The following is a 12,072-nucleotide window of genomic DNA, read 5'->3' as shown; positions in this document are numbered from 1 at the left end:
CTAGCTGCTCGCCTTCCGATACCCCGTGGCAAACGAAGGGTCGTAAAGCTTGCTGCGCTCGTACGACTCTGCTTGCGCGCCGTTGTGCGAAAACCCGCCGCGAGCTCCGAGCACGCGGCCCACCACCACGAGCGCCGTGCGGTCGATGCCCTCTCGCGCGCCCGCATCGGCGAGCGTGCCCACTGTGCATCGCACCACGCGCTGCTCAGGCCAGGTCGCCTTGTACACGAGCGCGGCCGGCTCGTCGGAGCTGCGGCCCGCGGCCAAAAGCTCGGCGGAAAGCTCGGCGAGCATACCCGAGCTCAGGAAGATGACCATAGTCGAGCCACTTTCCGCCATGGTGCGCATGCCCTCGCCCGCGGGCATGGGGGTACGTCCGGAAAGCCGCGTGATCACGACCGACTGGCTGATTCCCGGCAGCGTGTATTCCTGGCGAAGCGCCGCCGCGGCACCGCAAAAGCTCGACACGCCGGGCACCACCTCGTAGTCCACGCCGCGCGCGTCGAGTGCGTCCATCTGCTCCTGGATGGCGCCGTACAGGCACGGGTCGCCCGTGTGCAGGCGCACCACTTCCTCGCCCCGCGCATCCGCCGCGCACATCACGTCGAGCACTTCCTCCAAGGTCATGTGCGCGCTGTCGTAGACGATGCAGGATTCCTTGCACTCAGCGAGCAGCTCGGGGTTCACAAGGCTTCCCGTCCAAACGACCACGTCGGCCGCGCGCAGAAGGCGCGCCCCGCGCAGCGTGATAAGGTCGGCGGCGCCCGAGCCTGCGCCAACGATATGAATCATCCGAGCCTTCCCTTCCCGTTTCTCATCGCAACCGTTTACGCCGCCCTTCGCGCAGCGGGCAAAACACGGCGTCTGCGGCGGCAATCGGCGCAAATACGCAGGCAGGAGGCGCAATGCCGCCCGCCCTGGCTTTGACACGTTCACAAGTGCCCACTATCATAGTAAAAGTTTCGGCAACGAGCATATGACAATCGGATAAAAGGAAATGACCGGCGCGGCGCCCGCACAGCCTGCGCTGGCTTGCGGAGGGAACCAGGTGGGAATCCTGGGCAAGGGACATTACTGTATAGGACGCGCGGGCGAACCGCCTCGCGCCCCAAGCCAGACTGCTTCGCCTTTTCCTCACGGCATCGCCGTGGCGTTAGCTCCTTGTGAACCCCGAGGGGTGCGCTTTTCTTTCGCTTGTGCCGACAAGCAACTGTCGCCGGGGGACCGGCAAACCGAGGAAAGGAAAAACCATGTCCGACCAGATGTCACGCCGCGGCTTCATGGGCGCCGCAGCAACCGGAGCCTTCGCGCTCGCCGGAGTCGCGCTCGCGGGCTGCTCCAACACCTCCGCGAGTTCCGAGAAATCGAGTGAAAAGGAGAAGGCCGTGAAGCCGGTCATCCTCGTCACGAGCTTCGGCACGAGCTACAACGACTCGCGCCACATCACCATCGGCGCCATCGAAGACGCTATCCGCGAGAAGTACTGGCAGGACTACGACATCCGCCGCGCCTTCACCGCGCAGATCATCATCGACAAGCTGAAGAAGCGCGACGGCATCACGATCGACAACATGACCGAGGCGCTCGACCGCTGCGTGGAAGACGGCGTGAAGGAAATCGTCGTGCAGCCGACGCATCTCATGGGTGGCCTGGAATACACCGACGTGAAAGACGAGCTCGACAAGTACGCCGACAAGTTCGACAAAATCTCGCTCGGCGACCCGCTGCTCACCTCCGACGACGACTACAAGAAGGTGGCCGCAGCCATTAAGGAGAACATGGCGTCCTTCGACGACGGCATGACGGCGCTGTGCCTCATGGGCCACGGCACCGAAGCCGATTCCAACGCCGACTATGCCAAGATGCAGGAAGTGTTTAAGAACGAGGGCTTGACGCAGTTCTTCGTCGGCACCGTCGAGGCTGAACCGACCTGCGAGGATGTTATCGCCGCCGCGAGCGCCGCAGGCTACAAGAAGGCCGTGCTCGCGCCGTTCATGGTGGTCGCGGGCGACCACGCGAACAACGACATGGCAGACGAGACCGACCCCGACAGCTGGGCTGCAAAGTTCGTGGCCGCTGGCTTCGAAGTGACGTGCCTGCTCCAGGGTCTGGGACAGAACGCCGCGGTCGACGACATCTACGTCTCGCACGTGGACGACGCCATCGCCAAGCTGTAAACTCGCCGCGCACGGGGGCGCCGGTCGCGTCCCCGTGCAACGGGCATGCGCCTTCCCCGACCGACGGCGCATGCCCGTTGCATTCGCATCCCGCCCGCCCACCGCACGGCGCGGGCGGTCGAAGCGATTGAAAGGAACCCCCTCCATGTTGAAGAAAACCCTCGCCTTCGCCCTGTCGGCGGCGCTTTTCGCGTTCTCGCTCGCCGGCTGCGGCGGAAATTCAATCGACAGCGCAAAGGCAAGCGATGCCGATTCCCAGGAAAAGACCGAACAGGCGGCCGATGCGCCCGAGGGCGCAAGCGCTGCCCCCATCACCGCCGACAAGGTGGCCGACGGCACCTATCCGATCACCGTAGATTCCAGCTCGAACATGTTCAGGATTGTGGACGCCCAGCTCATCGTGGAAAACGGCTCCATGCACTGCGTGATGACACTTTCCGGCACGGGCTACGGCAAGCTCTTCATGGGCACGAGTGACGAGGCTGCCGCCGCGAGCGAGGCCGACTTCATCCCCTATGTGGAAAACGCGGAAGGCAAGTACACCTACGACGTGCCCGTTGAAGCGCTCGACGAGGACACCGCCTGCGCCGCGTGGAGTATTAGAAAAGAGCAGTGGTACGACCGCACGCTCGTGTTCGAATCCGCCGGCGTCGATCTGCGCGCCGACGCACTGAAGTAACGCCATGCGGTCGATTCTTCCCAAGGGGGAAAACAGAAAGCGCCACAGAATCGCGGCGCGCGCGATCGCCTGCGTTCTCGTCGCCCTGCTCGCGCTTCCCTTCGCGGGGTGCAGTGCGAGCCCGAACGCGACCGGTGCCACGACGGGCTCTCAGGAATACACTGTGAGCGTCTCGCTTTCCGGCGGGTCAGGGCGCGCAAGCATCGCCTCACCAACCACAATTGTGAAGGATGGCGACACCTACACCGCGACCATCACCTGGTCGAGTTCGAACTACGACAAGATGACCGTCGACGGCGTGGACTACGCGCCCATAAACGACGGCGGCAACTCCACGTTCGAGATACCCGTCACGCTCGACGAGGACATCGCCGTGTCGGCCGAGACCGTCGCCATGTCGACGCCGCACACCATCGACTACACGATCCACTTCGACTCATCCACCATGAAGGAGAAATCGGGCGACGAAGCAAGCGGCGGCTCCCCTGCGGGAACGGCTTCAAGCGCCGCGGCCGACTTCCACAACGCCGATTTGGGCTGCGGCTGGAAGCCGACGGGGACGCTTCAGCTTGAATACGCCGAACACTTCACTGTCGACGAGTTCGAAGGCGGCCTGCGGCTTATCTGCATTTCGAACGGGGAGCGCTTCCTCGTGGTGCCGCAAGATGCGAAGGTACCTGATGGGTTGAGCTCCGACATCGCGGTCATAAGGCGCCCCGCCGACAAGGTGTACCTCGTGTCGTCGGCGACGATGTGCCTGGTCGACGCGCTCGATGCGAACGACAATATCATCATGTCGGGCACGAAGGCCGACGATTGCTCGGTCGCGGGCTTCAAAAGCGCACTCGAAAGTGGGGCGATCGCCTACGGCGGCAAGTACAGCGCGCCCGACTACGAGCGAATATCGGCCTCGGGCTGTACGCTCGCCATCGAGAACACCATGATCAACCACACGCCCGATGTGAAGGAAAAGCTGCAGAAGCTCGGGCTCGTCGTGCTCACCGAACAGTCGTCGAGCGAGCCCGAAGCACTCGGGCGCGTCGAGTGGATTAAGCTTTTCGGCGTCCTGTTCGACAAGGAGGACGAGGCCGCACACCTGTTCAACGAGCAGAAGGCCCGCGTCGAGCAAACGTCGGGGCTCGCGTCGTCAGGTAAAACCGTGGCGTATTTCTACATTAACTCGAACGGGGCCGCCGTCACGCGGCGGGCGGGCGACTACGTGGCGCAGATGATCGAGCTTGCAGGCGGCAGCTACGCGCTCGATGACGCGCAGACGGCGTCGACGTCAGGTTCGTCAGTAACGCTCGAAATGGAGCGCTTCTACGCGACGGCGAAGGATGCCGACATCATCGTCTACAACGGCGCCATCGACAAATCGGTTGCCACCTTGAACGACTTTGTAGGCAAAAACGCGCTATTGTCGCAGTTCAAAGCCGTGAAGAATGGCAACGTCTGGGTCACAAGCGCCGACATGTACCAGCAGATGACTTCTACCGCCGACATTATCGACGAGCTGCACGGGGCGTTCACCGGCGATGACGCGAGCGACTTCCATTATCTGAGGAAGCTTGGCTAGCGTCATGAGAAGCCGGCTTTCCATGACATACGACGAATCGGGGCGCGCCGCGCGGTGTCGCGTCGTGACGGCGCTGCTCGCTGTTGCCCTCATCGTGCTCGTCGGGGCCAACCTGTGCATCGGGAGCGTGCTCGTGCCCGCAGACCACATCCCCGGCATCCTTTCGGGCGGCGCGGCCAATTCCATGGAAAGCCAAGTCATCTGGGAGATTCGCCTACCGCGTGTGCTTTCAGCCGTGCTTCTCGGCGGGGCGCTTTCCCTCTCCGGGTTCCTGCTGCAGACGTTTTTCAACAACCCCATCGCCGACCCGTTCATCTTGGGCGTCTCCTCGGGCGCAAAGTTCGTCGTCGCGCTTACGATGATCGTACTTCTGGGCGCGAACCAGGCCATGTCCTCGCCGGCCATGGTGGTCGCAGCGTTTCTGGGCTCGCTTATCACCATCGGCTTCGTGCTCCTCATCGCACGGCGCATAAGTTCCATGGCCATGCTCATCGTGGCGGGCGTCATGGTGGGATACATCTGCTCGGCGGCGACGAACTTCCTCATCGCCTTCGCCGACGACCAGTCCATCGTGAACCTGCACAACTGGTCTTTGGGTAGCTTCTCGGGTTCGAGCTGGGGCGACGTCGCGGTCATCACGGTCGTGGTGATCGCCGTGAGCGCATGTGTATTCGCGATATCGAAGCCCCTTTCCGCCTTCCAGCTAGGAGAAGCCTACGCGAAAAGCGTCGGCGTGAACGTCGCACGCTTCCGCGTGGTGCTCGTCCTTCTAGCGAGCATGCTCTCCGCCTGCGTGACCGCGTTCGCTGGCCCGGTGTCGTTCGTAGGCATCGCGGTTCCGCATCTCGTGAAGTCGGCGCTGAAGTCGTCGAAGCCCATCCGCGTGATTCCTGCGTGCTTCTTGGGAGGCGCCATCTTCTGCGCGGGCTGCGATTTGATCGCGCGCACGCTGTTCTCTCCCGTCGAGCTTTCCATCAGCGCCGTCACCGCCATCTTCGGCGCGCCGGTGGTTATCGCACTCATGTTGAAGAAGCGGGTGAGGTAGATGGGGAAATTCGTGCCGCAGCCCAAAACGCTCGGAGGGGACATTCCATGCTTAGACAGTCCAAAGCTCGCACGAAAGCGCCAGAAGGCACTTTCGGCTCGTGCGGAACTGCGCGCGGAACGCCTCCTCCGAGCGGAGTCGAACCTCGAAACCCCGGTCGAAACGCAGGCTGACGGAGCGCCGCTTTTCCGCATAAGCGACCTGACGGCGGGCTACGACAAGAAGATCGTAGTCGAAGGCGTCGATCTGGAGGTTCGCGCGGGCGACGTCGTGGCGCTCATCGGGCCGAACGGCTCGGGCAAGTCGACCATCTTGAAAACCATCACACGCCATCTTGCACCGCTTGCCGGCGCGGTCGAGCTCGACGGGCGGGAGATTTCCCGATGGAAGACGGCGGAGTTCGCAAGGAACCTTGCCGTTATGCTGACGGATCGCCCCCGGACCGAGCTCCTCACCTGCCGCGATATCGTAGAGGCGGGAAGGCATCCCTACACCGGGCGAATGGGCACACTCTCGCCCGACGACCATAGTCGGGTCGATGAGGCCATGAAAACCGCACATGTGGAAGAGCTCGCCGAGCGCGACTTCATGCAGATAAGCGATGGGCAACGCCAGCGCGTCATGCTCGCACGCGCCATCGCGCAGGATCCGCGTGTGCTCGTGCTCGACGAGCCCACGTCGTATCTCGATATCCGCTACCAGATCGACCTGCTGCGAATACTTCGCCACCTTGCGAAATCGCGGAATGTGGCTGTCATCATGTCCATCCACGAACTCGAGCTCGCGCAGAAAAGCGCCGACAAGGTGATTTGCGTGAAGGACGGCCGGGTCTTTCGCGCCGGCGCACCCGAGGACATATTCACGCGCGAGACAATTGGCGAGCTCTACGGCCTTCAGCATGGCACCTTCAACGAGCGCTTCGGCAGCGTGGAAATTGGGCGCCCACACGGTGATGCGCACACGTTCGTCATCGCCGGCGCAGGTACGGGGTCGGCTGTGTTTCGCCAGCTCATCCGGCAGGGCAAGGCGTTCTACGCGGGCGTTCTGCACGAAGGGGACATCGACTGCGAGCTCGCGCGCGACCTGGCGACGGAATGCGTGGCCGAGCGCGCCTTCGAGCCGATCGGGGATAAAACCATAGCCCGCGCCAAAGAGCTCCTCGTCCACTGTGCGCGCCTTATTGTGTGCCCCGCCGCCTTCGGCACCATAAACGCCCGCAACGCAGAGCTCGTCGAGTTCGCACGCTCGCATGGTATCGAGGTCGTGCGAGCGTGCGAAGGCGCATCGGAGGATTCCAATGTGGAGTGGGTATGATGAATTGGACACCTAATTAAGAGCGAAAGGTGTTCAAGATGGCCCAAAGAAGAAAGCGATACGACAGGCAGTTCAAGGTCTCGGCGGCAAAGGTGGTCCTGTCCGGGGAAATGACGGTCAAAGGCCTATCGGAGGAACTCGGCATAAAGGATTCGACGCTGAGAAGATGGGCCCGCGAATACGAGGAGATGGGAGACGGCGCGTTCCCCGGAAACGGCTCCCCGAAGATCAACAAGGACTACGAGATCGTGAAGCTCAAGAAGAAGGTCGAGGAGCTCGAGCGCGAGAACGAGATACTAAAAAATTTCCGGGCCTTCTTGAGTCAAGACCATGCGTGAGGTTCGAGTTCCTCAAAGAGCATAGGGGCGAGATCGGCCCCATCAAGAAGGCATGCGGGCTGATGAAAGTCTCGAAATCCGGTTTCTACGAGTATCTCGGCCGGAAGAAGTCCGACGCCCAGATAGAGCGGGAGGCGATCGAAGGTTTCGTCGTCGAGGCCTTCGAGCGGCACAAGGGCCGTTACGGCTACCGGCGCATCAACCGCGAACTGCGAAAAAGCGGCATCGTCGTGAGCGAGAAGCGCGTGCTCCGCATCATGCAGAAGCTCGGACTTGCCGGAAAGGGCGCGACCCGAAAACACCGCATCCAGAAGAAGGTCGAGCCGGGAGACCCTCGGTTGAACCTGGTAGAGCGCGCTTTCACCGTGGGCGAGCGCAACAGGCTTTGGGTGGGCGACATCACCTACATACCCACAAGAGAAGGGTGGCTCTATCTCGCAGCCGTGATAGACGCCTTCTCCCGCAAGGTCGTGGGCTGGTCGATGTCCGAGCGCATCACCGAGAAGGTCGCGATCGACGCGATGGAGCAGGCGGTCGGCAGGGAGGGTCCGCCAGATGACGGCAGCCTCGTCTTCCATGACGATCGGGGCGCGCAGTACACCTCCCGTTCCTTCCGGCGGTGTCTGGACTCGCATGGCATAGTCCAGTCGGTATCAAGGCCCGGCACGCCGCTGGACAACGCGGTGGCCGAGTCGTTCTTCAAGACGCTGAAAAGGGAATTGGTGAAAGAGAGGAGCTATGGGACGAGGGACGAGGCCAAGCAGGACATCTTCAAGTACATAGAGCTCTATTACAATAGGGTGCGCATGCATTCCACCCTGGGCTACATGTCTCCAGTGGAATACGAGCGGCAATACGCTTGAGGATCCTTAAAAGAAAGTCCAGTTTATCCTTCCCACTCCATGGATACGCCTAGGCGCGGCCCAAGAAATCGTCCGCATCCCCATCTGACACTATTTCACCGCAACTTAGAAGGTGTCGGCGTATAACGCTACACCCCAAATTAAATTGATTCGTTGAATAGACACATTCCAAATCTTTAGACTTCGTTTAATCTACAAGTGGGTATTATCACACACAAAGCACACGTGAAAGGATATACCCATGTCGCTTACACAGTCAGCAGAGCGTGCAGCGCTTAACAAGCTCATCGATTATCTCGACGACAACCCGCAAGAAAACATCGACAAAATCATGGACCTCGTGAACAAGCTGGTCCCCAATCGCGTATTTCCTGTACAGCGAGAGGCATTCACCAATGTCATCAAGAGCCGCGGCAATTGGTATGACCTGATCATGCGTGTGTTCAGCCTTAATCCCCAGATGCGAACCAAACTGCTTAAGACCCTCATAGTCGACGCCAACCTGCTTGCTGGCCAGAGCAGGAAAAGAACCGCGAAAAGTACCAGTGCAACGTTCCGTGGGCCATCCTGCTCGATCCCACGAGCGCCTGCAACCTGCATTGCACGGGCTGCTGGGCCGCCGAGTACGGCTACAAGCAGAATCTCTCGTTCGAAGACATCGACTCTATCGTTACGCAGGGCAAAGCTCTGGGTACCCACATCTACATCTACACTGGTGGCGAGCCATTGGTGCGCAAGCGGGACCTCATCCGGATTTGCGAGAAGCACCAGGACTGCGCATTCCTGTGCTTTACCAACTCCACGCTGATCGACGAGGCCTTCTGCGACGACATGATTCGCGTAGGTAATTTTGTCCCTGCCATCAGCGCCGAGGGCAATGAGCACACCACCGACGCCCGTCGCGGCGAGGGTACCTACGCAAAGATCGAGCACGCAATGAAACTCCTGCGCGAGCGCGACTTGCCATTTGGTATCTCCACCTGTTGGACCAGCGCCAATGCCGATACGGTTGCTACCGAGGAGAACATGGACTGGATGATCGGCGAGGGAGCACTCTTCTGCTGGTACTTCCACTTTATGCCGGTTGGCCGCAATGCAACCCCCGAGCTCATGCCCACGCCCGAGCAGCGCGAGCACATGTATCACTTTATCCGCGAAATGCGTGAGAAGAAGCCGCTGTTTACGCTCGACTTCCAAAACGACGGCGAGTTTGTAGGCGGATGTATCGCCGGCGGCCGCCGCTACCTGCACATCAACGCCGCCGGAGACGTGGAGCCGTGCGTGTTCATCCACTACTCAAACGCCAACATCCACGATGTGAGCTTACTCGACGCGCTGCGCTCTCCCCTCTTTATGAAGTACTACGAAAACATGTCGTTCAACGACAACTACCTCAAACCATGCCCCATGCTCGAAAATCCCGACGTGCTGCCCAAAATGGTCGCCGAGAGTGGCGCAATGAGCACCGATCTTATCGAGAAGGAGTCACCCGAGCAGCTGCGCGAAAAGACCCAGGCTGCCGCCGAGGCATGGTCACCTGTCGCCGACCGCATCTGGAACGACTCCGACGATCCGCTATACGCCAAGCGTCACGAGGATAAGTCACAGGGTATGGCCGATAGCGACATGCACAAGTTCGAAAAACAGGGCCGCATACTCAAAAACGGCGATTAATGCTGCCCTACACGACAAACGCTCAGAAATGAAGCGGAGCAGTCTCGAGGCTCATCTTCGAGGCTGCTCCGCCTTACCATCAAAACAGTTTTACTAAGTTGCGGTGAAATAGGGACCAGAACGGCCTTCCAATAACCAAAACAATCCCTATTCCACCGCAACTTCTATAAGTTGTTGAATTATCGATGCTATTCGAAGCGAGATTCCAGACTCGACAGACCGTTGAGAGTCAGGTCGTTGGCGACCTCAGAGACGCGCTCGATAGGAACCGAGCCGTCAGACAGCGCCCACGTGCGATAGATACCGATAATACCCGACAGCAAAAACGCCAGATAGTAGTCGAACATCTCGTCCTTGAGACCTTGGGGCAGCAGATCGCGTTCGGCAATCTCGTGCTCGAGCGGCGCACGAAGACGAGCCATAAAATCATCGAGCGGAATGTTCTCGATCAGCTGACGATTGAGCACCAAGTTGTTGCACAGTGCCTCGTTAACGGTTTTAAAGAAGGTCGCCGCCGCGCCAAGAGCGCGCTCGTTGGTGTCGCCGTCCATTGAAGCAAGCGTTTTCTCGACCGAGTCGACAATCATCTCCACCACATCGACGGCAATGGCATCGAGCAGGCCGTCAACCGTACCAAAGTGGACGTAAAAGGTCTTGCGGTCGACATTGGCCTCGCGCGCGATGGCACTCACCGTAATGTCTGCCAGCGGCTTTTCCATGAGCAGGCGCTCGAAAGCGGAAAGGATGGCATTACGGCTGCGAACGATGCGGCGGTCAAGACGCGGTTTGCTGGTTGCCATGGGCGTGTCCCTTCGATATGCGAGCATTCATCAACAGATGAGAGATAATCTACGTAAGAGGATTATCCCCCATACAGCACAAATATGACCCGCATCATGAAGAACGCACGACTGCCCTACTGCGACTTAGGGTGCTTCTTCTTATTGAGTGCCGACGGAGATACGCGAATACCATCGCCTGTCTGGCGCACATAGGCTCTATGAGCCGGCTTAGCGGTCCCAGAAGCCTTCTGAGCGTGCTTATTGGGATCAACGGTAAAAGCATTCGTGGGGTGCGGCTTAGTGGGCACAGAGGGCGTCTGAGGCGCACGGCCGAGCTTGCGCATCACGCGATCCCAGCGTGCATGGATGCTCTCGTTATGGGCGCTCTTAAGCCCCAGCAGGGGCGCAGCCAAAATGGTCGGCGCAATAAACGTAATGAGGCGCCACAGCAGATAGCCGGCGGTCGAAGCCGACCCAAAGAAATGACCCAAGAACAATGCAAAGCCGCCCTCGGCGCCACCAGTTCCACCGGGCAGGGGGACCGCAGAGCTCAGCAGCTGGACAAAGGCGCTCGCGGCCATGACCGAGAAAAAGTCGACCTCGTGGTGGCCAAAGGCAAGCATCAGGAAATACGGCACGAGGTAGAAAAACGCGAGTTGCAGCATGGTGATGACCACCGTGAGCAGCATGGACGAAAAGTGGCCAGCCGAAAGCTTGAACTTCTCGGAGAACGAGTAGATTTCGCCGTCGACAAACGTACGCCAGCCCTCGATCTTGGTGGCCGAAACGCCCATTCGCTCGAGCCAATTGATGATGCAGTGCGCGACGCGCGTGACGGTCTTGGGCATGAGCGCGACGGCAAAGATGCCAAGCAGAATGCAGCAGTGGCCGCCAAAGCTAAAGACGCACAGCAGCGTCATGTCGCCATAGCGCTCGGCGAAAAACGGCATGCGGGCAAGCAGCAGAATGGCGCCCCAGGCAACGAGGCCAAACTGATACACGATAAAGCGCGTGAACTGCGTGGCGCCGGCCTCGCCCACGTTTTGGCCTGCCTTGGTCAGGCGGTAGATCTGGGCGGGAGTCGAGCCCATCATCATGGGCGTCAGGTTACCAAAGAAGATGCCACTCGCCTCGACCGAGATCAGGTCGCGGATGCCGACGGGCGAATATGGGTCGAGCCAGACGGCGATCGCATAGGCCACAATGCCAAAGAACAGATACATGAACATACAAAGACACGCGACAACGAGCCATGGCGCCTGGACGCTCGACATTGCGGCCCAGAACTGCCCCATCTGCCCGGTTACCACCAGACAGACGATATAACCCACCAGCACGACGCCGATAAAGATGGCGCCGCGGCGTGCGCTCTTATTGTCATCTCCGCCCGAGGCCTCAACCTCGACCTGGGGCTTAGACGTATGCTGAGAGGACTCCGTCATGAGACTCCTTCTAACAGTCAAAATATCTTGGATATTGTACCCGCAAGGACCATAGACAGAACGCAAAGCTCTGGTTCAAACGGGAATTGCAGACGGTTGTTTGAAAATCAGAACCACCCTTAAAAAGGGTGGTTTGCTCTTAGGGTATAACCCACGGGCCCCGGGCTCGCGTCTAAAGGCGC

General features: G+C 60.0%; 10 protein-coding genes and 1 pseudogene. 8 read left to right on the top strand and 3 right to left on the bottom strand.

Features of this window, described 5'->3' with window-relative positions:
* Entirely contained in the window at positions 1-792 is a 792-nt protein-coding gene (gene cobM, locus FGQ67_RS06595) for a precorrin-4 C(11)-methyltransferase (RefSeq protein WP_138340777.1), read from the bottom strand.
* Positions 793-1,250: 458 nt separating this feature from the next.
* Between cobM and FGQ67_RS06590 the strand changes: the two genes are divergently transcribed.
* The 8 genes and pseudogenes from FGQ67_RS06590 to FGQ67_RS06555 all read left to right on the top strand — a co-directional run bounded on the left by FGQ67_RS06590 (position 1,251) and on the right by FGQ67_RS06555 (position 9,666).
* Positions 1,251-2,177: a sirohydrochlorin cobaltochelatase gene (locus tag FGQ67_RS06590; RefSeq protein WP_138340775.1), complete on the top strand. Its 927-nt coding sequence runs from the start codon at positions 1,251-1,253 to the stop codon at positions 2,175-2,177.
* 145 nt (positions 2,178-2,322) lie between these two features.
* Positions 2,323-2,856: a hypothetical protein gene (locus FGQ67_RS06585; protein ID WP_138340773.1), complete on the top strand. Its 534-nt coding sequence runs from the start codon at positions 2,323-2,325 to the stop codon at positions 2,854-2,856.
* Positions 2,857-2,860: 4 nt separating this feature from the next.
* Positions 2,861-4,432, top strand: a complete 1,572-nt coding sequence (locus FGQ67_RS06580) for an ABC transporter substrate-binding protein (protein ID WP_138340771.1) — start codon at positions 2,861-2,863, stop codon at positions 4,430-4,432.
* A 22-nt stretch (positions 4,433-4,454) separates the two neighbouring features.
* Complete coding sequence (locus FGQ67_RS06575; RefSeq protein ID WP_138340769.1) at positions 4,455-5,477, top strand: FecCD family ABC transporter permease; 1,023 nt, start codon at positions 4,455-4,457, stop codon at positions 5,475-5,477.
* Positions 5,478-6,791 (top strand): ABC transporter ATP-binding protein, encoded by a 1,314-nt coding sequence (locus FGQ67_RS06570; RefSeq protein WP_138340766.1) that lies wholly within the window; start codon positions 5,478-5,480, stop codon positions 6,789-6,791.
* 38 nt (positions 6,792-6,829) lie between these two features.
* A pseudogene (locus FGQ67_RS10275) lies at positions 6,830-7,069 on the top strand (transposase); the annotation flags it as partial.
* The gene (locus tag FGQ67_RS06560; protein WP_138340750.1) at positions 6,958-7,992 is read left to right on the top strand and encodes an IS3 family transposase; all 1,035 of its coding nucleotides are present in this window, start codon (positions 6,958-6,960) and stop codon (positions 7,990-7,992) included. The pseudogene FGQ67_RS10275 and the gene FGQ67_RS06560, both read left to right, overlap by 112 nt.
* Positions 7,993-8,556: 564 nt before the next feature.
* Positions 8,557-9,666, top strand: coding sequence for a radical SAM/SPASM domain-containing protein (locus FGQ67_RS06555; RefSeq protein WP_334202479.1), 1,110 nt, complete (start codon positions 8,557-8,559; stop codon positions 9,664-9,666).
* A gap of 188 nt (positions 9,667-9,854) precedes the next feature.
* Here the strand turns inward: FGQ67_RS06555 and FGQ67_RS06550 are convergent, their stop codons facing one another.
* Together FGQ67_RS06550 and FGQ67_RS06545 are read right to left on the bottom strand one after the other, a co-directional pair.
* Positions 9,855-10,466 (bottom strand): TetR/AcrR family transcriptional regulator, encoded by a 612-nt coding sequence (locus FGQ67_RS06550; RefSeq protein ID WP_117746330.1) that lies wholly within the window; start codon positions 10,464-10,466, stop codon positions 9,855-9,857.
* 116 nt (positions 10,467-10,582) lie between these two features.
* Complete coding sequence (locus FGQ67_RS06545) at positions 10,583-11,890, bottom strand: lysylphosphatidylglycerol synthase transmembrane domain-containing protein (RefSeq protein WP_138340746.1); 1,308 nt, start codon at positions 11,888-11,890, stop codon at positions 10,583-10,585.
* Between the last annotated feature and the right edge of the window lie 182 nt (positions 11,891-12,072).

Origin of the sequence: Collinsella aerofaciens (assembly GCF_005845035.1) — a bacterium.
Classification (GTDB): Bacteria; Actinomycetota; Coriobacteriia; order Coriobacteriales; family Coriobacteriaceae; genus Collinsella; species Collinsella aerofaciens_I.
The sequence above is the reverse complement of the archived record's forward strand: the minus strand, read 5'-3'. Positions and strand labels throughout refer to the sequence as shown.